This window comes from Ruegeria sp. HKCCSA071, assembly GCF_017872555.1.
In the GTDB taxonomy this organism is placed as follows: Bacteria; Pseudomonadota; Alphaproteobacteria; order Rhodobacterales; family Rhodobacteraceae; genus Ruegeria.
Map to the genome: position 1 here is coordinate 235,063 of NZ_JAEDOX010000002.1, position 23,923 is coordinate 258,985.

21 protein-coding genes are annotated in these 23,923 nt (G+C 58.2%); 10 read left to right on the forward strand and 11 right to left on the reverse strand.

Annotated features, from left to right (window positions below; genetic code table 11):
* Positions 1 to 36: 36 nt before the first annotated feature.
* Both I9188_RS09140 and arfB read right to left on the reverse strand, forming a co-directional pair.
* Positions 37 to 783 carry an SDR family oxidoreductase gene (locus I9188_RS09140; RefSeq protein ID WP_209505169.1) on the reverse strand — a complete coding sequence of 249 codons (747 nt, stop codon included), beginning with the start codon at positions 781 to 783 and terminating at the stop codon, positions 37 to 39.
* Between the two features lie 60 nt (positions 784 to 843).
* Positions 844 to 1,263: an alternative ribosome rescue aminoacyl-tRNA hydrolase ArfB gene (arfB, locus tag I9188_RS09145; RefSeq protein ID WP_209505170.1), complete on the reverse strand. Its 420-nt coding sequence runs from the start codon at positions 1,261 to 1,263 to the stop codon at positions 844 to 846.
* Between the two features lie 351 nt (positions 1,264 to 1,614).
* On the opposite strand from arfB, the gene I9188_RS09150 reads away from it, so the two are divergent.
* Complete coding sequence (locus tag I9188_RS09150) at positions 1,615 to 2,010, forward strand: DUF4440 domain-containing protein (RefSeq protein ID WP_209599601.1); 396 nt, start codon at positions 1,615 to 1,617, stop codon at positions 2,008 to 2,010.
* A 40-nt stretch (positions 2,011 to 2,050) separates the two neighbouring features.
* On the opposite strand, the gene I9188_RS09155 is transcribed toward I9188_RS09150, so the two are convergent.
* Positions 2,051 to 2,500 (reverse strand): CBS domain-containing protein, encoded by a 450-nt coding sequence (locus I9188_RS09155; protein ID WP_209505172.1) that lies wholly within the window; start codon positions 2,498 to 2,500, stop codon positions 2,051 to 2,053.
* 56 nt (positions 2,501 to 2,556) lie between these two features.
* The gene (mgtE, locus tag I9188_RS09160) at positions 2,557 to 3,921 is read right to left on the reverse strand and encodes a magnesium transporter (RefSeq protein WP_209505173.1); all 1,365 of its coding nucleotides are present in this window, start codon (positions 3,919 to 3,921) and stop codon (positions 2,557 to 2,559) included.
* A gap of 96 nt (positions 3,922 to 4,017) precedes the next feature.
* On the opposite strand from mgtE, the gene I9188_RS09165 reads away from it, so the two are divergent.
* From I9188_RS09165 to I9188_RS09180, 4 genes are read left to right on the forward strand one after another with little or no spacing between them, the layout of a single operon-like run.
* A complete protein-coding gene (locus tag I9188_RS09165) occupies positions 4,018 to 4,296 on the forward strand; it encodes a hypothetical protein (protein ID WP_209505174.1) in 279 nt (92 codons plus the stop codon).
* A gap of 5 nt (positions 4,297 to 4,301) precedes the next feature.
* A complete protein-coding gene (locus I9188_RS09170) occupies positions 4,302 to 4,799 on the forward strand; it encodes a RimK/LysX family protein (RefSeq protein WP_209505175.1) in 498 nt (165 codons plus the stop codon).
* Positions 4,799 to 5,704, forward strand: coding sequence for a 30S ribosomal protein S6--L-glutamate ligase (gene rimK / locus I9188_RS09175; RefSeq protein ID WP_209505176.1), 906 nt, complete (start codon positions 4,799 to 4,801; stop codon positions 5,702 to 5,704). Before I9188_RS09170 ends, rimK begins: the two co-directional genes overlap by 1 nt.
* A gap of 5 nt (positions 5,705 to 5,709) precedes the next feature.
* Positions 5,710 to 6,744, forward strand: a complete 1,035-nt coding sequence (locus I9188_RS09180; protein WP_209505177.1) for a succinylglutamate desuccinylase/aspartoacylase family protein — start codon at positions 5,710 to 5,712, stop codon at positions 6,742 to 6,744.
* 48 nt (positions 6,745 to 6,792) lie between these two features.
* On the opposite strand, the gene I9188_RS09185 is transcribed toward I9188_RS09180, so the two are convergent.
* Together I9188_RS09185 and I9188_RS09190 are read right to left on the reverse strand one after the other, a co-directional pair.
* Positions 6,793 to 7,116: an SPW repeat protein gene (locus tag I9188_RS09185; RefSeq protein ID WP_209505178.1), complete on the reverse strand. Its 324-nt coding sequence runs from the start codon at positions 7,114 to 7,116 to the stop codon at positions 6,793 to 6,795.
* Positions 7,117 to 7,176: 60 nt separating this feature from the next.
* Entirely contained in the window at positions 7,177 to 7,425 is a 249-nt protein-coding gene (locus I9188_RS09190) for a hypothetical protein (protein ID WP_209505179.1), read from the reverse strand.
* A 256-nt stretch (positions 7,426 to 7,681) separates the two neighbouring features.
* On the opposite strand from I9188_RS09190, the gene I9188_RS09195 reads away from it, so the two are divergent.
* The gene (locus I9188_RS09195; RefSeq protein WP_209505180.1) at positions 7,682 to 8,548 is read left to right on the forward strand and encodes a LysR family transcriptional regulator; all 867 of its coding nucleotides are present in this window, start codon (positions 7,682 to 7,684) and stop codon (positions 8,546 to 8,548) included.
* 337 nt (positions 8,549 to 8,885) lie between these two features.
* Here the strand turns inward: I9188_RS09195 and I9188_RS09200 are convergent, their stop codons facing one another.
* The 4 genes from I9188_RS09200 to I9188_RS09215 form a co-directional block, all read right to left on the reverse strand.
* The gene (locus I9188_RS09200; protein ID WP_209505181.1) at positions 8,886 to 9,530 is read right to left on the reverse strand and encodes a queuosine precursor transporter; all 645 of its coding nucleotides are present in this window, start codon (positions 9,528 to 9,530) and stop codon (positions 8,886 to 8,888) included.
* Between the two features lie 91 nt (positions 9,531 to 9,621).
* A complete protein-coding gene (locus I9188_RS09205) occupies positions 9,622 to 10,506 on the reverse strand; it encodes an esterase-like activity of phytase family protein (protein ID WP_209505182.1) in 885 nt (294 codons plus the stop codon).
* The gene (gene mepA / locus I9188_RS09210) at positions 10,479 to 11,342 is read right to left on the reverse strand and encodes a penicillin-insensitive murein endopeptidase (RefSeq protein WP_209505183.1); all 864 of its coding nucleotides are present in this window, start codon (positions 11,340 to 11,342) and stop codon (positions 10,479 to 10,481) included. The genes I9188_RS09205 and mepA overlap by 28 nt, the downstream gene beginning before the upstream one ends.
* Positions 11,339 to 12,706 (reverse strand): MFS transporter, encoded by a 1,368-nt coding sequence (locus tag I9188_RS09215; RefSeq protein ID WP_209505184.1) that lies wholly within the window; start codon positions 12,704 to 12,706, stop codon positions 11,339 to 11,341. The genes mepA and I9188_RS09215 overlap by 4 nt, the downstream gene beginning before the upstream one ends.
* Positions 12,707 to 12,835: 129 nt before the next feature.
* On the opposite strand from I9188_RS09215, the gene I9188_RS09220 reads away from it, so the two are divergent.
* The 3 genes from I9188_RS09220 (at position 12,836) to yaaA (ending at position 16,045) form a co-directional block, all read left to right on the forward strand.
* Positions 12,836 to 13,123 (forward strand): YggT family protein, encoded by a 288-nt coding sequence (locus I9188_RS09220; protein ID WP_170382138.1) that lies wholly within the window; start codon positions 12,836 to 12,838, stop codon positions 13,121 to 13,123.
* Between the two features lie 78 nt (positions 13,124 to 13,201).
* Positions 13,202 to 15,241, forward strand: a complete 2,040-nt coding sequence (recQ, locus tag I9188_RS09225) for a DNA helicase RecQ (RefSeq protein ID WP_209505185.1) — start codon at positions 13,202 to 13,204, stop codon at positions 15,239 to 15,241.
* A 33-nt stretch (positions 15,242 to 15,274) separates the two neighbouring features.
* Positions 15,275 to 16,045 carry a peroxide stress protein YaaA gene (yaaA, locus tag I9188_RS09230; protein ID WP_209505186.1) on the forward strand — a complete coding sequence of 257 codons (771 nt, stop codon included), beginning with the start codon at positions 15,275 to 15,277 and terminating at the stop codon, positions 16,043 to 16,045.
* A gap of 47 nt (positions 16,046 to 16,092) precedes the next feature.
* On the opposite strand, the gene I9188_RS09235 is transcribed toward yaaA, so the two are convergent.
* The gene (locus tag I9188_RS09235; protein ID WP_209505187.1) at positions 16,093 to 18,351 is read right to left on the reverse strand and encodes a response regulator; all 2,259 of its coding nucleotides are present in this window, start codon (positions 18,349 to 18,351) and stop codon (positions 16,093 to 16,095) included.
* 115 nt (positions 18,352 to 18,466) lie between these two features.
* On the opposite strand from I9188_RS09235, the gene I9188_RS09240 reads away from it, so the two are divergent.
* Positions 18,467 to 23,893 (forward strand): alpha-2-macroglobulin family protein, encoded by a 5,427-nt coding sequence (locus I9188_RS09240; RefSeq protein ID WP_209505188.1) that lies wholly within the window; start codon positions 18,467 to 18,469, stop codon positions 23,891 to 23,893.
* Positions 23,894 to 23,923 lie beyond the last annotated feature (30 nt).

Below are 23,923 nucleotides of genomic sequence, written 5' to 3' on the forward strand. Positions count from 1 at the left end.
TCCGGCGGGGATATTTTTGGCCAGATGAAGAGCGGATCAGATACATCGGCCGCCATCAACCTCGAGCGCGGTGCCGGTGATCATGCTGGCCTCGTCCGAACACAGGAAACAGGCGGCGTTGGCCATGTCTTCGGGTGTTGAAAACCGTCCCAATGGGATGGTCGCCAGGAACTTGGCGCGAATCTCGGGCGTGTCTTCGCCCATGAAAGATTTCAACAGCGGTGTTTCACCCGCGACTGGACAGATCGCGTTCACGCGAATGCCGGTTGGGGCCAGTTCGACCGCCATGGTTTTGGTTGCCGTGATCATCCACCCTTTGGACGCGTTGTACCAGTTCAGATTCGGGCGCGGTGACAGGCCCGCTGTCGAGGCCACGTTCAGAATTGCGCCCGCGCCGCGCGCCTTCATATGGGGAACAAATGCCCGGGCGGTCAGATAGACGGACTTCATGTTCACGTTGAAGACCCGGTCGAAATCGTCCTCGGTGACGTTTTCCAGAGGGGTTGGCAAATGGGTAACACCTGCGTTGTTCACCAGAATATCGAGCGCCCCAAAGGCGGTGAGTGCCGTGTCCGCCATCCTTTGAACCGAAGCCCCGTCGCCGACGTCGACCTGATGCGCCAATGCCCCGGCCCCAAGTTGCGCCGCCATCTCAGCGGCTGCGTCACCGTTGATATCCGCGATCATGACGCGTGCGCCTTCGGCCTGGAATTTCTGCACGATCCCCGCACCGAACCCCGATGCGCCACCGGTGACGATTGCGGTTTTTCCCTCCAGCCTCATGACGTTGCCCTTTTGCAGCCTTTGCGGGCCAGACTATCAACGCCCCGGCAAGATGCCAGATTAATCTTCAGACACCTTGCCCCGCAGCGCCTTGACGTCGCCACGCGCCTTTTTCGCGGCAAGTCGACGCTTGACCGAACCATAGGTCGGTTTCGTTGCGATCCGCCGTTTAGGTTTGACCAGCGCGCGGGAGATCAGTTCTGCCAGCCTTGCACGCGCGATTTCACGGTTGCGGGCCTGCGAGCGTGTTTCCTCACATTGAATGATGATTGCGCCGTCTTTGGTCCAGCGTCGCCCGGCCAGTCGCTTTAACCGGGCTTTGACCGGATCGGGCAAGGACGGCGAGCGCGCGGCTTCGAAGCGCAGCTCGACTGCGGTCGACACCTTGTTGACATTCTGCCCTCCGGGACCGGACGACCGCACAAAGCTTTCGGTCATTTCCCAATCTTGCAGCGCGATATCATCGGTGATGTGCAGCATGGTAGTGTCAGCTTGGAGACTTGGGCGAATGAAAAGGAAGGGTCGCGATCCCGACCCGAGCCGTCGGGTGCCCGCGAGATGCGGGTGGGCACAACCCATTGCGGCATAGCATTTCGTCAAGTCTCCTCATCCTCGGTGCCTAACGCAGCGCATATTTGCGATCAAGCCTGCTTAGCAGTTCGCACGGTGCTGAACCCTGGCAGTGACCGGGAAGTCTGTTCACGTCAGCTTCGTTCGCCTTCAGGTATTCCAAAGCCAGCTGGTTGAATGCCGGGTACCGCCGTTGCTGTGGCCATATTGCTTTATTTATGCAGAATCGAACGCGCGAAGGGCTGCAACGATCTTTCGTGAATGTTGGTTGTGAAAGGGATCGTCATGGATATGAAGCGCATGCTCGAAGACTTTGATGAAGCGTACAATCAGGCATTTAACCAAGGCGATGCTGCTGGCTGCGCTGCGTTCTTTACCGAAGACGTCATGCTGTTGGCACCCGGAGAACCCCTGCTGCGCGGGCGAGAGGCATTCATCGAAGCCTATCAGGAACGAATGAAGGAAAACACTGGCGGAACGCATACAAATGAGTTGATCGATTTCGGTGTCGATGGCGATACCGCCTATCAGGTCGGATCCTTTGCAATTGCTGACTCTGATCCGCCGGAAAAAGGGAAGTTTGTGAACGTCCTGAAACGCCAGAAGGATGGCACCTGGAAAGTCAGCATTTCCATCTTCAACAGTGACCTTCCATAGCGGCCCTGAGTTGAGAGCGAGCAGACATGGAACCGAGGTGTCAGGCGATTGACTGGCCCTGAGCACCGCGGGCGATATCACGCAACACCTTCAGCTCCAACTCGTCTTCCTCATGCACCCGTGCCAGGATTTCTTTGCTGCTCACGACGGCAATTGCTTTTCCATTCTGAGTTACGACAAGATTTCGGATTTTGTGCTTGGCCATCAGATTAAGGCTATTGGACAGCTTCGAACCCAGCGCGCAGGTGACAGGTTTTTCCGTCATCCAGTCACCCACTGTCTGCTTGTAGAAAGCCGAGCCGGAATCCGCCAGGCACAGCAACACGTCATGATCCGTGATAATCCCGACCAGCTTCCCATCGCTGAGAACCGCCAACGCATTCACATCCAGCAACGCAATGGTGACGGCCGCATCGAACACCGTTGTGTCAGTGTCGCAAAATGGCGGCTTTTTCAGGTTCTGCGTTTTGACAATGCTTGAGATCGTCATGTCTTCCTCGTGGTTGAGCGCCCGACCCCTGTGTTGATCAGGGCGCATGAAAAACACTAATTCAGGAGCGGCATCATCGCCGTTGCAAGGCTCAGGACCAGGAAAAACCCTGCCATGTCAGTGATCGTCGTCAGCAAAGGGCCACTGGCGACCGCCGGGTCCTGACCGATGCGCTTTAACAACAATGGCAGAACGCCACCGATCGATACCGCGATGATCGTGTTCAGGCCCAGTGCGCCGCCAATCACCAAACCCAGAAACGGGTTTCCTTTCCACATCCAGGCAACGAGTCCGATCAGCAGGCCAAGGACACAGCCGTTGATGATGCCGACCGAAACCTCTTTTATCCAGACCCGCACAGCATCAATGGGCCGGACCAGACCAAGCGACAGCTCGCGCATGCTGACCGCAACGGCCTGATTTCCGGAACAACCGCTCATATCAGAGACCATCGGCAGGAACACAGCCAGAGCGATCACGGCAGAAAGGGTCTGTTCATAGGCGGAAATCACACTGGCCGCGATCACGTTGAGCACGATGTTGGCCGACAACCATTGAAGCCGTCGCCGCGCCCTGAGCGGCAAAGGCATCGATCGCAGTTCGTCACCAAAGACACCCTGACGTTTCAAGCTTGCCGATTCCGCGCGCTTCAGCAGGGCCTCATCCACGGCAGAGCGGGAAACGACACCCACAAGAGTCCCGTCCGTTTCGACAACCGGCAACCCAAGAAAAGGGTGCTCATCGAAAAGGTCCTCCAGTTCTTCCAGCGGCATGCTGGCCGGAACCGTGATGGGGGGTACCATGATATCGGTGAGTTTGATGCTTCGCGGTGTAGACAGCAGGCTACGCAAGGACAGCACCCCGACAGGCACGCCATCGGAATTCAAAACGTAAGGGTGCTGGCCACGGTATCGTTCAAGGTCGTACTCTTCATGAGCGAAACGCCGCAGAACCTTTCCGACTGTATCACCATCGGAAAAGGTAAAGGCTTCGGCCACCATCAGACCACCGGCGACATCGTCGTCATATTCGACCAGCCGCCGGACATCCGCCGCATCTTCCGGGTCCATCCGGGCAAGGATCGCTTCTGCATCGGCGTCTTCAAGTTCCCCGATGACATCCGCCTGAATGTCGGAATCCAGCTCAAGGATAATTTCGGCGGCCTGATCGGACACCATGTGTTCGACAAGATCGACCGCCAGTGCGTTTGGCGCTTCTTCGACCAGTTCTGCAGCACGTTCCGGTGGCAGCAACGAGAGTGCGGCGCTTCGCTGGTCAACGGAAAGGTTGAGCAATTCCCGCAGCGCATCGCTTAACGAAAGCGGATCAAGCAGGTCTGCCAGCGCAGCCCCGTCGCGGTTTTCCAACGCCAGCTGAAGCTGCGTCCCTGTTTCCATTGGTAAGGATTCCGTATCGCTCATCCGCCGACCTATGGGGGTATAAGATTCTTGGTCTTGCCCATATAGCAGATAAAATTTGTCTATAGACAAAAAATTTTCTGCTTAATAAGAAGGTGTATGCAGGAAAATGACTGGATATCCGCCGCAGCCGAACATCTGGCCGCCTTGTACGATCAGGAGTTTGGCGGCAAGGCCAGCGGGCGGTATCGCATCCCGGAGAAGCTGGTGCGTCGGATCGCCGGGCGCAGGCGTTTGTATGAAGCAGATATCCGCGCCCTGTCGATCGCACTTTTTGAACTTGGGTACGTGTTAATCGATATGGATAGTTTTTACGTGGTGATGAGCGCGAATTCGTTTGTGAATTACCGGCGCGCCAATGATGACTGCGTGGCTTAGTCGCCATGGCTAAGAAAACAGGATACCCCGAAGTCATAGGATGGCGCGAACGGATCAGCCTGCCCGAGTTCGGGATTGAGCATATTCCCGCAAAGATAGACACAGGCGCCAGAACCGCAGCACTGCATGCCGTGGACCAGACCGTATTCGAGGTTGATGGTGAACGATGGGTCGAGTTCATGATCCCGGTCCATAACCGCCGTTCATCGGGCCGGGTGCGCACCCGAGTTGTAGACGAGCGGGAAATCAAGAACACAGGCGGCATTCCGGAACGCCGGTTGATTGTCAGAACACAGCTTTTGCTAGGGCGACATCGCTGGCTGATCGACGTTTCGCTGGCCAACCGTGCGAAGATGGAGTTTGATCTGATCCTTGGCCGTACGGCCATTCGAAGGCGTGGGATTCTTGTCGATCCCGGCCACTCATATCTTCTGGATGCACGAAAAGACCCGAAAAAGGTGAAGAGCAAGACAAGATCCAAGGACGCAGAGGGACGACGCTAATGAAATTTGTCATGCTTGCCCGGAACCCAAACCTGTATTCCCACCAGCGTCTGAAAGAGGCTGCTGAACAACGCGGGCACCAGTTGGATATTGTGAACACGCTGCGCTGTTACATGAATATCGCGTCGCGTCGACCCGAGGTTTATTACGACGGCAAAAAGCTTGGGCGCTATGACGCGGTGATCCCGCGGATTGGCGCTTCGGTCACATTCTATGGGCTGGCCGTGTTGCGGCAGTTCGAGATCATGGGTGTCTTTCCGCTCAACGAGTCGGTTGCGATTGGCAGATCCCGCGACAAGTTGCGATCCATGCAGCTGATGGCGCGGGACGGGATCGGATTGCCGGTCACCACCTTCGCGCATGACCCGAAACAGACCGACGAAGTCCTCAAACTGGCCGGGGACGCTCCGCTGGTGGTCAAGCTGCTGGAGGGCACGCAAGGCATCGGCGTGGTGCTTGCGGATTCAAACCGGTCGGCAAAATCCGTGGTCGAGGCGTTTCGCGGCGCCAAGGTCAACATCATGGTACAGGAATTCATCAAGGAAGCAGGCGGCACGGATATTCGTGCGCTTGTGGTCGGTGGAAGGGTGATCGCGGCAATGCAGCGAAAAGGGGCCGAGGGCGAGTTCAGATCAAACCTGCATCGCGGTGGCAGCGCCAAGCCTATCAAAATCTCGCCCGAGGAACGCTCGACAGCCGTGCGTGCGGCCAAGGCCATGGGTCTCAATGTGTGCGGTGTCGATATGCTGCGCGCCAATCACGGCGCCGTGGTGATGGAAGTAAACTCTTCGCCTGGGCTTGAAGGTGTTGAAAAGGCTACCGGCATTGATGTCGCGGGCAAAATCATCGAGTTTCTCGAAAAGAATGCAGCCAAAGGCAACACGAAGACTCGAGGCCGTGGGTAGAGCTGATGCGCGGTCCCTTTGAAATCGGAGGTTTTCGCGTACCGCCCGGCACACGAACCACTCTGGATTTGCCGGTTAGCGTACTGTCGGATCACACACCGGTAAGCATGTCAGTACACGTGGTTCACGGTCGCCGCCCCGGACCGGTCCTGTTTGTCAGTGCCGCCGTTCACGGCGATGAGGTGATCGGCGTGGAGATCGCACGGCGGCTGCTTCGGGCGCCACAGCTTGACAAGCTTGCGGGTACCTTGCTGGTTATCCCGATCGTGAATGCCTTTGGTTTCATGACCCATTCCCGATACCTTCCCGACCGGCGCGACCTGAACCGATCCTTCCCCGGCAGTGAGGGAGGGTCGCTGGCCGGTCGGCTGGCGCATCTTTTCATGACCGAGATCGTCGAGCGGTCGGATCTGGGGATTGATCTTCATTCTGCCGCGATTCACCGCACCAATCTGCCGCAGATCCGCGTCTCGCCGGCTTCGGATGTTACCCTTGAATACGCGGATGCCTTCGGTGCGCCCGTGGTGATGATCTCAAAGCTGCGCGACGGGTCGCTGCGTAAGGCCGCGCAAGAGCGTGGTGTGGATATCCTGCTGTTCGAGGGTGGTGAAGGTCTGCGTTTCGACGAACTGTCTGCGCGGGCGGGGGTTGCAGGCATCCTTCGTGTGATGAACGCAAAGGGCATGGTTGCCAAGCGCGGTATCGCCGCTGTGCGCGAAAAGCCTGTCCACGTCCGGTCAAGCTCGTGGATGCGCGCGCCCGCCGGTGGCTTGTTGCGGACTTTCAAAGCGACCGGAGAATATGTGGCTTCCGGTGACCTGCTTGGACGCATTTCCGACCCGTTCGGTGAACTCAGGACCGATATCATCTGCGAAACCACGGGTATCATCGTAGGGCGCACAAATCTGCCTGTCGTTCATGAGGGCGACGCCCTGTTTCATATTGCGGAAACGACCGGCTCGGATGTCGAAATGCGGGTCGATACGATTGCCAGCCAGCTTGACGGCGATCCGATGTTTGATGAAGACGAGATCATTTAGACGCTGGAGCCAAAAGAAACGCGGGGCAGTTGCCTACCCCGCGCCAGCCTACAGGATCGCACGCAATCTATTGCCCGCCAGCGCCTCCCAAGCGGCGAGCGAGATCAGCGCAGATCCCGTGAGCCAAGCATTTGCCACTGCCACACCGTGACCGGTAAAATGCAGCACCTCGGGCGCGGCGATCAGCAATGCCCCGACCGCCAATACCGGAGCCACCCGTGCGAGAAGGTGGCCCCGGCCGCTAGCACCTGACATGACCAACACACCAATACCGATCGTCATGAAGGCGAGCGACTCACGGTCAGACGAACCGTGAGCTAGGGTTTTCTGGCTGAACAGTACAAATGGGGACAGCACTAACCAGATACCCATCCCGGCAAGCATCCACCTGTAGGGTGGAGTGAGATTTCTCATGTTCACGGCAACCCTGGCTTATTCGTCACCCTTGGGATCAGGAAGCAACTCGGCCTCGACCGCGGCGACCATTTCTTCGTCATTGAGGAAACCATCGGCATCCGTGTCAATTTCGGCAAAGCTCTCACTGGTAATATCGGGATACTTTGTCTGTAGCTCGGTCAGCGAAGCCAGACCATCACCGTCCGTGTCCAGTCCCACCGGCAAGGCAACGGCCGGAAGGGCAAGGAATGACGCGAGCAGAGCAACAACAGAAACTCGACTCATTTTGTTCTCCATCAGGGAATGGGCGGTTTACCCATTGAGGGGTTGGTGCAGCGCTTGGGTGTCGGAGGCTTATCTACGGCAGACAGATTGCACCTGTTCCGCAGATCGGGTTGTCCACTATACGATGAAAACTGTTGATTGGCGGTCCGATCCGGTGGGGGCACTTTCGCGCTACACGGCATGTATCGCACATTCGCATAGCGTTGAATAACGAATTTATATCGCCCATAATATCGAAGATTCAAATAGGTGAACGATGGACATTGAACTCGCCCGAACCTTCCTTGCGGTCGTTGAAACCGGCACTTTTCTTGACGCAGCGGACAAGGTCCATGTTACGCAATCGACCGTCAGTATGCGGATCCGAACGCTCGAACAACAGCTTGGACAGCCCGTTTTTGAACGTAGCAAGTCCGGTGCGACCCTGACCATTGCCGGGCGGCATTTCCTCAAACATGCGCAGGTTCTGGTGCGAACGTGGACACAGGCCAAGCTGGATGCCGGTCTGCCGGCTTCGATGGCGGCTGCTTTGGAAATCGGCGCAACACCAAGCCTTTGGGACGGCTATCTGATCAACGCCCTGCCCGAGTTGATGGCGGCACTACCTGACGTCGCCATCCGGGCGACAGCGGCCCCGTCGGAAACACTCACGCGCGAGATCGAGGAAGGCAGCCTGGATCTTGCCATCATGTACCGGCCGCGAAACGCACCGGGCTTGACCGCGCTCCAGCTTTTCGAGGACGAGTTTGTCCTTGTCAGCAGCGGCCCGGAAGCCCTGCCCGCTGATCTGGGCAACGCTTATATCCTGATAGACTGGGGCCCGGAGTTTCGCGCCGATCATATGCTGAACTTTCCGGAACTTGATGCGCCGCGCCTTCAGCTGGGCATTGGCACCCTCGGCCTGCAATATCTTCGGTCGGTTCCCTCGGCCGGATATTTCCCACGGCGTGTTGTCAAACCGGAACTTCGCAAAGGCTGGCTCAAGTTGATCGAAACGGCACCCAGATTCGCTTATGCCGCCTATGTCGTGTTCGATGAAAGCGAGGAAGAAGGATATCCGGGTCAGGCCGCGCGGCAGCTTTGCCAGACATCAAGTGCACGCGGCCAGACACCGAAGCTTTGACGATATGTATTCACGCCGTTGCCGCGACCAAGCTTTATGCTGCGTCGAACGCAGCCAGCCTCCGCGCATGGTAAGTTTTGACCACCCCCAGTGGGTGACGGCAACAAAAAGGGCCACCCCAGCGGGACGGCCCTTCGAAAGTTCAGGAGGTCGGGTCGGTTAGATCAATCGACCAGCCGGAGCGAGCGCTCCGCCAAGGGCTGCCCTAACGGGCGATCCCCCCGGTTGTTCCGACACCTCTCTCCAATCTCTTTCTCGACACTGGATCACCTCCTTTTCTATCTGTTGCGGTTGAAAAGAAGCGTGCCACAAGTTGTGCCATTCTCAAAGCGTTTTTTTACACAGGCTGTACAGTCAGCCGCGCAACGATCACCTTGAATGGAATCAGGGCGATCAGCGCCAGCGAAAGCTTCACCAACCAGTCCGCAAAAGCCAGCGTCACCCAAAGCGGAACCACCGGGCCGGACAACATGAAGGGTACCGGCTCCCACGCCCAATTAATTGCGGCGTCAGCATTGGCACCGAAGAAGGCGACCGAGGCCGAAAAAGCGAGGGTGAAGAAGATCGCAGTATCCAGTGCAGACCCCACCAGCGTCGACACCAGCGGTGCACGCCACCAGCGACCTTCGCGCAGGGAATTGAACACGGTGACATCCGTCAGTTGCGCGATCAGGAAAGCCGTTCCCGAAGCAACTGCGATGCGCAGAGGTACGGCAGCATAGGTGAACCCGTCACCCTGCAACATGATCTGGCTACCGATCAGCGAACAGATAACACCGGTGACAAATCCGGCAAACACGACCTTGCGGGCCGGACCCACGCCATAGACGCGGTTCATGATGTCTGTGACCAGAAAGGCCAGCGGATAGGTGAAAGCACCCCAAGTCAGCAGCCCGTCAAGGATCAGGAACTGGACCAGAATGTTCGACGCCACAACAATGGTGGCCATGGCAATAATGCCGGGAATGAAGTTACGTTGCATGTTTTGATGCCCGTTTTGACAAGGTAGCGGCGACTTGGCCAAGGGACCGTCCCAAGGCAAGCCGTGCCTTTAGACCTTTGCCTGCGCCCTGTCAATCGGGCAGCAGGTATTCCACAAGTTCGGTCCGCTGCAACGCCAGAAAGTTGTCATCCGAGATCATTGTGGCGCGCAACCGGCCCTGCCCGTCGCGCCAGACCGACAATCCTTCGAGGTTGTCATGCGCGCCCGTTCCGGTTTCGAACAGGGTTTCCTCGGCGTCTGGTTTCTCGTTCACCACGTCCCATCGCCGCAGTCGTGATCGGAAACCGACCAAGGATACCTTGCGTTCCAAAACGTAAAACCGCCCATCGGGACCGAAATCCGCGGCAACGGGTTTAAAGCCGCCGCGCTGTGGCAGAACAAACGGGGTTGACCATGTGTCGCCATTCCAACGGTAAACCGGAATGTCCCCTTTAGCGGTTCGGTTCTTTTCCGGCAAAGTGTAAAGCCAGCCGCGCCCACCAATGGCCAGAGCTTCAAACGAACCATTGTCGGCGAGGCCCCGAAACGCATTCGGGCGCGGCAATACGCGCGCGCTGGAGCCTGGGGCGGCGTAAAACGCGACACGATGCACCCCTTCGAACGAGATGAAAATACTGCCATCCGGCGTCACCGCGATGCCTTCGGAATCGCCGACGCCGCCTTTCATGACATGCCCATTGCTGGACAGCACCGGCCATTGACCAAGTACGTGAATATCCGCGATCCGGCCTTCGCGCCGCTCAATCCGCGCAGTCACGATCCGCGCCCGGTCGCTAAGCGCAATCATCTGGCGTCCGTCATCCGAGACGTGAAGCGCAGAAAATCCGCCAAACCAACTTGCTGGATAGTGCCACGCGAAACTGTTCAGGTGGGCAGCGGATTTCACATCCAGCGCAGCAGCCACCGGGGCAAGGATCAGCGCAGCACTCAGTTGGATTGCAAAACGGCGGAGCATTGTTGCGGTAAGTCGGCCAGAACGTATTCCCGGCGTTTCTTCGGCGGCGGTGCATTCGGATCAGGTGGCGGCGGGTTCAAAATGTTTTGCACCCATTGCCGGGCCTCGGCGCAGCCATCGCCTTTGGGGGGTGGGTCTTGATTCACGCAACCCTTTGACCCTCTGGGGCAGTTCAAGCGCACGTGGAAATGATAGTGATGCCCCCACCAGGGCCTGATTTTCCGCAGATAGGCACGATTGCCTTTTTCGTCATCGCACATCTGAACCTTGGCCCCAGGAAACACGAAAATCCGGGCGACGCGTTTGTCTTTTGCCGCTTCGCGCAACAGCGCATGATGCTGCTTGGTCCAGTTTCCGTTGACGTAAGCGCCATTGGAACGACGAAGCGAGATAGACGAGATGTTTTCGCGCGACTTGCGGCTCAGGCGCATGTTTTCGCCCGGCAACATCCAGATATCGATGTCCAGCCCCAGCTGATGGCTGCGATGGCCCGAGGTCATCGGCCCACCGCGTGGTTGGCTGATATCCCCGATATACAGACCGTTCCATCCCGGTTGACTGGCTGCAAACCTGCTGAGGTCCTGCACGTAGTCAATCGCCTGCGGATGCCCCCAGTTGCGATTGCGTGACAGGCGCATAGCCTGCCATGTAGGCCCCGTTTCAGGCAGTTGAACTGCCCCCGCAGCACATCCGCGCGAATAACTGCCGAATGCGGCCGGTTTTTGCCGTGAACTTTGTTTCTGCGCCCCGAACAACTGCTTTGCCAGCGGTTCTGCCGTCGCAGTGCCAGCAATAGCAAGCGCAGCCAATATAATCAAAAAACGTTTTATTATCATCTGCTCTGATCCCCTTCCGGTCTCACCCAGCGCATCAGGAATAGCCCCAGAATAAACAACAGAACGATGGGTGACACCCCCAGACGAGCACTTCCTGTCACCGAGGTGGCGATCCCGATCAGAAGTGGCGCAGCAAAGGCGGTGGCGCGACCCGACAGACCGTAAAGGCCAAAGCTTTCGACGGGGGTTGCCGGGTCCGTATGCCGGACCATCATCGACCGGCTACAGGATTGCAGAATACCGCCCATGCCTCCGATCAGGATACCGCAACCAAAGAAAATCATATCCGGCAAGCCTGACCCTTCGGACATGGCGATACCGAATATCTGGGACCGGTCCATTGAAACGATGGTGATGCAGACAAGGATCAACACCCAGATCGCAACGATGATCACGGGCTTGGGGCCATATTTCTTGTCCAGCTTGCCGCCCACCCAGGAAAATGCCGCTGCGGCCAGAACACTAACAATGCCGAAAACACCGATCTTGATCAGGTCCCATTCCAACACCAGCCGGGCATAGACCCCGCCAAAACTATAAAGCCCGTTCAGCGCATCCCGATAGAACATGGATGAACCCAGGTAACTGGCCAAACTGGTGCGATGGCGCAGGTTAGACACTGATTTCGCCAACAGTCGCAGCGCCTCGGCAACGCTGCCCTTTTTGTTTGTCGTTTCGTCGTCATGGACCCAAAGGAAGTAGGGCACCATGAACAAGATGAACCACCCGGCAGTAAACGGCCCAACAAAGCGCGTGCCCTGCTGTTGCGACGCATCCAGCCCAAACAAGGGGTCCATTCCGATCAGCGTTTTGCCGTTGACCTGCTCCACAAACAGGGCAAGCATGATCGCCAGCGAGATCAGGCCGCCGAAATAGCCAAAAGCAAAGCCCGAGCCGGAGATTTCGCCCACTTCGCTGTCATCGCCCAGATCGGGCAGTTGGGAATTGATGAAAATCAGGGCGTATTCCGCACCGATGAAACCCAGACCGAAGGCAGACAGCATCAACCACATGTTCGAGCCATCGGGCATCGTGTACCAAAGCGCGCCGGAACCTACGGCGTACATCACGGAAAAGGCGAATATCCAAGGGATGCGCCGACCCGACACATCAGCCATCGCCCCCATCAGCGGTGCACCGAAGGCAATAATCAAACCGACTATGGTCATGCAGTTGGCCCAGACCACCTGTGCCTGTGCGTCTGCAGACCCTGCGTCCAGGCCGGATGCCAGATAGTACTCCGCAGCGACGCCCGCGAAATAAGGGCCGAACACGAACGTGACCAAAAGGGTGTGATAGGGCTGACTGGCCCAATCAAAGAACCACCAACCCCAGATACGCCTGCGCTTGGATATTTCTGCCATTTCTGCCCCTGTTTTCTTGTTGCGGTCATAAGACGGGGCTTTGGCGCAATTCGCAAGCGCAGAGTTCAGCCTACTTGCTCTTTGCTGAAAGGGTGCTTAGGTCTCGACCAACTAGAAAACGGAGTGCCCATGCTGTCGCTGATCCAAATCCTGCTGCTGATCCTGGACATTGTCTGGTTCATCATTCTGGCCCATGTGATCATGAGTTGGCTGATCAACTTTCAGGTGCTCAACCTGCACCAACAACTGGTTGCACAAATCTGGTACGGATTAAATCGGATATTAGAGCCTATTTACGGGCCGATCCGCCGCGTTCTACCCAATATGGGTGGGTTGGATTTGACCCCGCTGGTGGTGCTGATCGGCGTCTATGCCTTGCGGATTATCCTTATCAACAACGCGCCCTATTTCTACTGACCACTTGTTCACTGAATCTTAGTATGTGATTGTCCTGCCTTAAGAGCAGATAAACCTTAAAACAGGGCACCCCCGCATATGTTCGACGCCGCACCCTTGCTGCGAGATGTCTTTGGATTCGACGCCTTCCGCCCCGGGCAGGCAGAGATTGTCGACGCCGTGACGGCAGGCGAAAACGTGCTGGCGATCATGCCTACAGGTGGCGGCAAATCCTTATGTTTTCAACTCCCCGCCCTGCTCCGCGATGGGGTGACGGTGGTTATATCTCCGCTCATTGCCCTGATGCGCGATCAGGTGCGCGGCTTGCAAGAGGCCGGGGTCGAGGCTGGTGCGCTGACATCCGGCAACACGCCCGAGGAAACCGAGGCCGTCTGGGACGCGCTGGAGGACGGGCGGCTAAAGCTGCTTTACATGGCACCCGAACGTCTGGCTGCCGGGTCTGCGCTTGGGATGCTCCGTCGGATCAACGTCAGCCTGATCGCCGTGGACGAAGCCCATTGTGTCAGTCAATGGGGGCATGACTTTCGCCCTGATTACCTGCGGATCGGAGAGTTGCGGCGCGCCCTGAAAGTTCCGCTGGCCGCGTTTACCGCCACCGCGGACGCAGAAACGCAGGATGAGATTGTCGAAAAACTGTTCGATGGCATTGAGCCACGCAAATTTCTGCGCGGATTTGACCGGCCCAACATTCATCTGGCCTTTGCCGCAAAAGACGGGCCGCGCAAGCAGATCCTTGATTTCGCAGATGCGCGCAAAGGCCAGTCCGGCATCGTTTACTGTGGCACCAGAAACAAAACCGAGGTGATTGCTCAGGCCCTGCGCACCGAGGGGCACTCGGCTTGCCACTATCACGGCGGGATGGAGGCCGAGGACCGCCGCATTGTCGAAACCCGTTTCGCACGCGAGGACGAGTTGATCGTCGTCGCAACCGTGGCTTTTGGCATGGGCATCGACAAGCCCGATATCCGTTGGGTCGCCCATGCAGACCTGCCCAAATCGATCGAAGCCTATTATCAGGAAATCGGACGCGCCGGGCGCGATGGCGGCCCGGCCGAAACGCTGACCCTGTTCGGCCCCGATGACATTCGCCTGCGGCGATCACAGATTGACGAGGGTCTAGCGCCGCCCGAGCGCCGCATGGCCGATCATGCGCGTCTGAATGCCTTGCTGGGTCTGGCCGAGGCGTTGGAATGCCGCCGTCAGACATTGTTGAGTTACTTTGGCGAGACCACAGGACCCTGCGGCAAATGCGATCTGTGCGACAGCCCGCCCGAAGTTTTCGATGGCACAACTCCGGTACGCATGGCCCTGTCCGCGATCCTGCGGACCGAGGAATGGTTCGGGACAGGCCATTTGATCGATATCCTGCTGGGAAATGAGACCGACAAAATCCGCGCCCGCCGCCACGAGGATTTGTCCACTTTTGGCATCGGAAAGGATTGGACGCGCCCGAAATGGCAGGCCATTTTCCGCCAGATGATGGGACACGACCTGGTCCGCCCCGACCCTGAACGTCACGGTGCATTGCGCATGACCGAGGCGGCCAAACCAATTCTGAAAGGCGAGACGCAAATCACCCTGCGCAAGGATACGCTGCGCAATGCGGTCCGTCGGCCTGCGGTCAAGGCAATGGTGTCCGAAGAAGACGCCCCGCTGCTATCCGCGCTCAAGGCCAAACGCCGTGCCCTGTCCGAAGCTGCACGTGTTCCGGCCTATGTCATCTTTCCGGACCGTACGCTTATCGAGATGGCGGAAAAGCGCCCTGTAACGCTGGACGATATGGCCCGGATCGGCGGTATTGGTGCCAAAAAGCTGGAACGCTACGGCAACACGTTCCTTGAAGTGATCGCGGGCGAAGCAAGAAGTGTTCATCCGGCGCGCCGAAAACTGGCTGGACGCGATCAGGCTGAGATTTACGACCGATTGATGGAAGTTCAGTCCTTGCTGTCGCGCGGACCGGACGGGATCGACAAGCCCCTGACCTGCTCGGCCTCGCAATTGGCAAAGGTCGCGCAACTGCGCCCCGACGATCCCCGTGGGATTGCGCAGGTGCTGGGTGATCGGCGTCACGAAAGGTTTGGCGCTGCTTTTCTGGACGTGCTGCGTGAGGCGGGCTAGATACCCCCAAAGCAGGCAAGAAAGAGGGCGGATATGCTGATCGTGATTTCCCCGGCCAAACGGCTGGACTGGGCCGAGCGGAGTGTAGGGGTAACGCAGCCCGACTTTCAGGATGATGCGATCCGGCTGTCCAAAACCGCCCGCAACCTGACACTGGGTGATCTGAAAAAGCTGATGGACCTGAGCGACGATCTGGCACGCCTGAACCGCGACCGGTATCGCGCTTTTTCGGATGCACCTGACGCAAAGGCCACACGCCCGGCTGCGCTTGCTTTTGCTGGCGACACATATCAAGGGCTTGAAGCTGCTTCGCTGGACGAAGACGAGCTGTCATGGGCGCAAGACCACTTGCGCATCCTTTCCGGCCTTTATGGTGTGTTGCGGCCACTCGACGCAATCCAGCCCTACCGGCTTGAGATGGGCAGCAAGCTGAAAACCCGAAGAGGGAAGAACCTTTACGAATACTGGCGCGATCAGCTCAGCAAAGCTCTGAACGCGCAGGGTGCCGAGATTAACAGCAACATTCTGGTGAATTGTGCCAGTCAGGAGTATTTTGGTGCGGTGGATTTGAATGCCCTGAACCTGCGCGTCATCACACCGGTCTTCATGGAAGATAAGGGCGGCACCCCAAAGAGTGTGAGCTTTTTTGCCAAAAAGGCGCGTGGTGCCATGGCGCGGTATATCATCCAGCACCGCTTGATTGACCCTAAGGGACTGCTGGATTTCGACAGTGGCGGCTATGAATACCGCCCTGATCTGTCGGAAGCGGATAAACCCGTTTTCGTCAGACCATATTCGGCCTGAAACCCAGATCACTTGAACTTGCAACCCGGTGGTAATCGCCTGAAGAGTCAGCCCGGCGAGGTCGGATCCGGGATTTCGTCCCGCTCACGCCGGATTTTGACGCTGGGTATGGTGTCTGTGACCGCGCAGACGCAATCGGGTTGGTGTTGCAGGATCATCTGGTGAATGCGGTTCTTGTGTAGCGGTTTGGTCAGGTAGTGATCCAAGCCCGCTGACAGAATTCCCTGATCATCGCCGGCCATGGCATGAGCCGTCAGGGCAACGATGGGAACGTGACGACCGGTTGCAACCTCGAGCCTGCGAATTTCCGCTGTTGCCTGTTTGCCGTCCATCTTCGGCATTGAAATATCCATGAAGATCAGATCTGGCTCGAACGCCTGATAAATCTCAACCGCTTCAATCCCATTCGAGGCAAAGCGAAGATCGATATTCAGATCCTTGACCATCTTCTTCAGGATCAATTGGTTGGTGCGGTTGTCCTCGGCGGCAAGAACCCTCATGCGTCGGGGGTGCGCAGATTCAGAATCTCGCTTTTTAGAGACTGTTTTACCCACATCCAAAGGGCCCCTTTCCAACGATGAGCCGTCGAGTGCCATCAGCCTGCCATACAACTCGGACCGAGGGATGGGTTTCTGCAAGACACCGTCGATCAGGTCACGGGCAGGATGGGCGTGAATCAAACCGGGGTTTGCCGACATCACAACCACCGGAATATCACCCCACCCGCGATCCCTGAGTGAAACCGCAAGGTCCAGCCCATCCATGTCCGGCAGATCGTGGTCACAAAGAACCAAATCAATCTGATCATTCATCTGCGACAGTGCCTCGGTCCCCGACGTGCAAACCGTCACCTCGGCCCCCAGTCGTCCAAGCTGCTTGGCAAGAATGGCCCGGTTCACGGCAAGATCTTCGACCAGCAGGACATGTTTCAAACAATCCGCCAAGTTCGGAGGTTCGGGTTGCGGGCCTTCTACCGTGGGCAGTGTCACGCGAAAACCGAAACAGGATCCCTGGTCCGGCTCGCTTTCGACCCAGACCGTGCCGCCCATCAAGGTGATCAGCCGCTTGGTGATGGCAAGACCAAGCCCGGTGCCTTCAAACTGTCGGTTACGCTCGTCTTCGACCTGATTGAACTCGCCAAATATGTGGTCGATTTTCTTGGCGTCGATGCCAACTCCGGTATCTTCAATCGCAATATGGATGTCGCAGATCTGCGCATCCGGGTTGGGCACCCCGGTCACCCGGACCAGCACATACCCTTCAGAAGTGAACTTGACGGCGTTGCCGACCAGATTGGTCAGAACCTGCCGTATCCGACCAGGATCGCCCACAAAAAGGGTTGGCAAGAACAAGTCGTAATCAACCAGCAATGTCAGCCCCTTATCGCGCACGCTGGGCTGTAGCAGCATCGCAACCTCAAGAATGCAGCGTTCAAGATCAAACTGTTCGGGGTGCAGAGCCAGCTTGTCCGCCTCAATCTTGGAATAATCCAGAACGTCGTTGATGATGACCAGCAGCGCCTCACCCGAATTGCGGATCGTGTTGACGTATAGCCGTTGCTCTTCGTCCAACGGTGTCTCGTCCAGTAACTCGGACATGCCAACGATGCCGTTCATCGGTGTACGGATTTCATGGCTCATGTTGGCCAGAAAGGCCGACTTGGCCCGGTTTGCTGCTTCGGCCCTCTCGCGCGCCGCCTTAAGCTCGATTTCATGCCGGACCGACGCTGTGATGTTGAGAGCAAGGCTCACCATATCACCGCCACTGCCGCGCTGGTCGATCAGACGGATATAGTGACCGTTCCAAAGCTGCATAACGATTGGTGGCGGGTTGGCGCGGCTCCAGCGGGCCAGCATTCTGGCCTGCCAGTCTTCCGCGGATTCATCCCCGATATCGACAATACCTTCTGACGTCAGCAAATGCAGAATACGGGGGTATGATATCCCCGGCACGACTTCGTCCAGACCTTCAAAAACGCTCAGATACGCGGTGTTTGCACCGATCAGCCGGTTGTCGCCGTCAAAAAAGGCAAATCCGTCCTGTATTGTCTGAATCGAGTGCCACAAGCGGCGTTCGGCAACCTCGATCTTGGCGTTGGCCACGCAGAGGTCGGATTTGACCTTTTCGTTTTCATCCCGAACGGTTTCAACCTCAGCCTGCGTTTCGCCAATTCGTTTGGTCAATGCCATGGCATGTTGACCCAGTTTGCGATTGGCTGCCGAAAGCTCGGCCTGCTTCAGGGCCAGCATCCGTTCAGCTGCCAAGCGCGCGCGCCGTTCCTGTGCCAATTTATGTGCAAGACTCATTTGATTGATTCCAGAACGTTCTGCACCCAGCATCCCGACAGAGGATGAAAAACTGTTTAAGCCGTTGCACAACAGGCGCACGCCATGCAACGCTGTGCCCAAAGAGGAGGGCACCATGCGCCGCTTTGTTTTTATTTCAATAGCTTACGTCATTTCGCTTTTGGTCCTGCCCAGCGCCACCCAGGCGCAAGATGCAGTGCCTGAATTCCGTTACATCACGACGCGGGACGCAGATTTTTATGGCTCGGATCTGGACGCCCTTTTCGATACCGATCTGAAGTCCTGCATTCAGGCCTGTTCCGCCAATACGCTTTGCACCGCGTTCACCTACAACACCCGATCCAATGCCTGTTTTCCAAAAAGCGGTGTAAACCGGCAAGAGGCCTATCAAGGGGCTGTGTCCGCGCAGAAGGTGTCTACCCCAGATCAGACCCAAACATTGGCCAAAACGCGTGCAAACGCGTTAAGCGCACTTGGCGCCGCCGACCTGAAGCAGGCCGCAGATCAGGCACGCGATCTGGGCTTTGTTCATATGGCGCAAGGCAACGACCTGCAGGACGTTCTGGACGCGGCGCGCAGCGCGAGCAGCCCGCGGCAGGCGATGAATTGGACTGGTGTGGCCGTATCGCTCAGTGACGCGCCCGATCTATGGGTGGAATACGCGCGCCTGTTGTTGCAGACAAACTCTCCGGACTGGAGTGAAAGGCGCGATCTGCGCAACCGTGCGCTGAATGCCGCAACCAATGGCTACTTGCGCGCCGATACTCCCGGCACGCAGATTGCCGCTCTGATGACATTGGCCCGCGCCCTGGAAGAGGTCGAGCGCGGGCGCGATATGATCCCTGTGCTGCGGCTGGCCCAGGAAATCCAACCGCGCGAGGATGTACTGGCCGCGCTGAATGATGCCATCGGGAAACACGGTTTTCGCGTGGTCGACAGTTCTGTGGAAAGCGACGCCGTTGCACCGCGGATCTGCGTCGAGTTTTCAGAACCGCTGGTCAAGGCGGGGGTTGACTATGACCCGTTTGTCCAGCGCTTCGATGACGGGTTGGTGGTACAGGCTGAGGGCAGGCAGCTTTGCGTTGACGGTGTCGCCCATGGTCAGCGCTATCGCCTGACGCTACGCGAAGGCCTACCCTCCGCCTCGGGCGAGGCGCTGAACCGCAATATTGAGCTTACCCATTACGTGCGAGACCGGGCGCCTTCGGTCCGGTTTCCCGGGCGCAGCTACGTGCTGCCGAAATCCGCTGATGCTGCTTTGCCCGTTGAAACGGTCAACGTCACCGAACTGGACTTGATCCTGCGGAGGGTCAGCGACCGGAACCTGTTGCGCGCGGTTCAGCAGGATTTCTTCGGTCGCCCGCTCAGTGAATGGCAGGAAGCAGAATTTTCCGAAGAGATTGCCGAGGATATCTGGACCGGTACCGCCGAAGTGACCAACGAACTGAACCAGACCATGACTGCGCGCCTGCCTATTGGAGAGGCGATCGCGGATCAGCCCGCTGGCATTTATGCGCTGACCGCCCGTGTTCCGGGGGCTGATCCCTATGACGACCCGGGCGCGACGCAATGGTTTGTTCTGTCCGATCTTGGGATCAGCAGCGTGCTTGGCACCGATGGATTGCACGTCACGGTGCGCGGGTTGAGCGACGCGGCACCCCGTGAAGGTGTCGAGGTTTCACTGGTCACAAGCGCAAATGCGGTCATCGCCCAAGCGCGGACGGATGAATCGGGTTATGTAAGGTTCGATCCCGGTCTGACGCGCGGCAAAGGGGCCAGCGCGCCCGCACTGGTGATGGCGTCAACTGGAGACAGCGATTTCAGCTTTCTATCCCTGACCGATCCTGCCTTTGACCTGTCAGATCGTGGTGTTGAAGGGCGTGCACCAGCGGGGCCGGTTGATGTTTTTCTAGCCACGGATCGCGGCGCATATCGGGCCGGAGAGGTGATCCACCTCACCGCCTTGTCGCGCGATGGTGAGGCGCAGGCTATCGAGGGCCTACCCCTGATTGCGATCCTGTATCGCCCGGACGGCGTGGAATACCGCCGAACCGTCTCGGATGGTGGCGTCGCCGGGGGGCATGTCTTTCGTCTGCCTGTTGCGGCAGATGCACCACGCGGCGCTTGGCGGATCGAAATCAAGTCTGATCCCAAAGGCGATGCGCTGGCGCGACAAACAGTGCTGGTAGAAGATTTCCTGCCGGAACGTATCGATTTTGAGATGACCCTGCCGGACGCACCTCTGCGTCCCGGCGACAGCCCACCGCTTTCGATCGACGCGCGCTATCTGTTTGGTGCTCCAGGGTCCGACCTGAGCATCGACGGTCAGGTTATTGCACGCCCGGCGGACACAGTGTCGGGCTACGACGGGTATCGCTTTGGCCGCTATGACGCCGAGACATCGATCAAAAGCACCTATTTCGGTGACACGCGCACAGACGCAAACGGCAAAGCATCCATAGCCGTTGAAATCCCTTTGTTAGAGACAGAAGGAAAGCCAATCGAGGCCGAAGTTATTGCGCGACTGGCCGATGGTTCGGGCCGACCTGTTGAGCGTCGCCTGAGCGTTCCTGTCCTGCCGCCGCAACCTGTGATCGGTGTCAAACCCCTGTTCGAGGACGTAATCCCTGAAGGTACCGAGGCAGCGTTTCAGATCATCGGCCTTGCACCCGACCTGAGCCCCAGACCGATGCGCCTGCGCTGGACGCTGAACAAGATCGAAACGCGGTATCAATGGTATCAGCTTTACGGAAACTGGAATTGGGAACCGACAACCAGACGCACTCGCGTTGCCACCGGAGAGATAGACGTCGCCACTGATCCTTTGACGTTGTCCCAGCCCGTGGACTGGGGCCGTTATGAACTGGTGGTCCAACGTATTGATGGCACCTTTACGGAAACCGCTGTCGATTTCCACGCAGGCTGGTATCAGGCCGCAGATGCTTCGACCACGCCTGACCGGCTTGAGATGTCTCTGGATCGCGACAGCTATCGCGCCGGGGAGACCGCACAGCTGCGCATCGTTCCGCGCATGGCAGGTATCGCTCAGGTCGAGGTGATGTCGAACCGTCTGATCCATCGCCAGATGGTTGCCGTAACGGAAGGCGAGACAGTTATCCCGATAGAGGTGACAGAAGATTGGGGGGCAGGTGCCTATGTCACGGCCACAGTGATCCGACCGATGAATGTTTCGGGTGGTCAGAACCCGGCACGCGCCATGGGCGTCGCCTATGCCGCCATTGATCCCGCGGATCGCACGCTGTCAGTTGCCATTGAGGTGCCTGAGGTTACCTCGCCCCGTCAAACACAGAAGGCCCTTGTTAGGGTCGAAAATTTTATAAGCGATGATCCAGTGTGGCTGACCCTTGCCGCTGTGGATGTGGGCATCCTCAACCTGACGGGGTTCGAAAGCCCAAACCCGCAAGAGTACTATTTCGGGCAACGTCGGCTGGGTGTGGACCTGCGTGATGTTTACGGGCGGCTGATCGACGGCATGAACGGAGCGATGGGTACGGTTCGCTCTGGCGGCGACAATGACAACGGGATGCGCCGCCAATCCCCGCCACCGACGCAAGATCTGATGGCGGTGTTCAGCGGCCCGGTTCAGGTCGGTGCAGATGGAAAGGTTGAGGTCGACATCCCTCTGCCCGCCTTCAATGGTACAGTTCGCCTGATGGCCATCGCGTGGTCCCAAAAAGCCGTCGGTCAGGCCGAGGCTGACATGATCGTCCGCGATCCGGTGGTGGTTACCGCCAGCCTGCCGCGGTTTCTGGCCCCCGGCGATCAAAGCCGGATGCGTCTTGAGATTGTCCATGCGGATGGCGCATCCGGAGACATGGCGCTTGGCCTGACCACCACTGGTGGGCTGGAACTGGGCCCGGTACCGGCAAGCTTTCTGCTGGAGGATGGTGGCAAAGCGGTGTTCGACATCCCTGTAACGGCCCATGTTATTGGCGATCCAGAGATCAGCGTTTCCATCACCACGCCAGATGGGCGCGATCTGTCGCAAACCCTGCGGATGCCGGTGCGGGCCAACGATCCCGTAATTGCCCGGACGCGGCGCTTTGCGCTGGGTGCGGGGGACAGCTTTCTGTTTTCGCAGGATGTTTTTGATGGGTTTCAACCTGGCTCGGCCAAGGCCATTCTGTCAGCCGGAGCGTTGGCCAAATTTGACACGCCCGGTCTGCTGGATCAGCTGAACCATTACCCCTATGGCTGCACCGAACAGATCACCAGCAAGGCACTGCCGCTGCTTTACCTGTCATCCGTCGCGCAGGCCTCGGGGCTGGGGAATGGCCCGGAGGTGGATCAGCGCATCACGGATTCGATCCAAAGCATTCTGACTCGTCAGGCTGCAAACGGTGCCTTTGGCCTGTGGCGCGCAGGCAGCGGTGATTTCTGGCTGGACGCCTATGTGACCGATTTCCTGTCGCGCGCCCGTGCGCAGGGGAACCCGGTGCCGGATCGGGCTTTTGCGCAGGCCATGGATAACCTGCGCAATCGGGTCAATTACGCGCCGGACTTCGACGAAGGCGGTCAGGATATTGCCTATGCCCTGATGGTTCTGACGCGGGAAGGCGCGGCGGCGATGGGCGATCTGCGCTATTATGCGGATGTCAAAGGGGATGCTTTCGACACACCGTTGGCCGCCGCACAACTGGGCGCTGCGCTGGCGTCGTACGGGGATCAGACCCGCGCAGACGCGATGTTCGCCCGTGCGGCGCGGATGCTGCAACAGGAGCCGAACGATCAGGAAAACCACTGGCGCGCGGATTACGGCACCCGCCTGCGGGATGCGGCGGGCCTGTTGACTCTGGCGGTAGATGCGGGCAGCGAGGCGATTGACCGCAACGCATTGATCCAACGGGTAAGCACGGGCCGAACGCCCCTGTCCACACAAGAGGCCGCGTGGGCCCTGTTAGCAGCGCACGCGCTGGTGTCAGACCCTTCAGGGTCCGGCTTGACGGTCAACGGCGCGTCAGTTTCCGGCCCCTTTGTTCAGGTTCTGCAATCCGGGCAGGCGGAAGAGGTCAACATCACTGCGACCGAAGGTCAGGCCACCGATATCACCCTGACGGTGACCGGAATCCCCGAAAATCCGCCTGAGGCCGGTGGCACCGGCTATTCTATCGAACGGCAGTATTATTCGATGGACGGTGATCTGATTGACGCAAGCCGCTTTGCCGTGGGGGATCGGTTTGTCACGGTTCTGACGGTCACGCCGTTTGAAAAAGGTGGGGCGCGTCTGATGGTAGACGATCCTCTTGCCGCCGGGATCGAGATCGACAACCCGAACCTGCTGCGATCGGGCGATGTACGGTCGCTGGACTGGTTGAATCTGTCTGATGCCACGCATACCGAGTTCCGCTCTGACAGGTTCCTGGCTGCGGTTGACCTGTCTGGACGCCAGACCGTGACGCTGGCTTATGTCGCCCGTGCCGTCACACCGGGCGTGTTCCACCATCCGGCGGCCTCGGTCGAAGATATGTACCGCCCCCAGAACCGCGCGCGAACGGCGACGGGACGAGTCGAGGTGCGATGACCGAACATCGTTCAAATCCCTGTTTGGGCG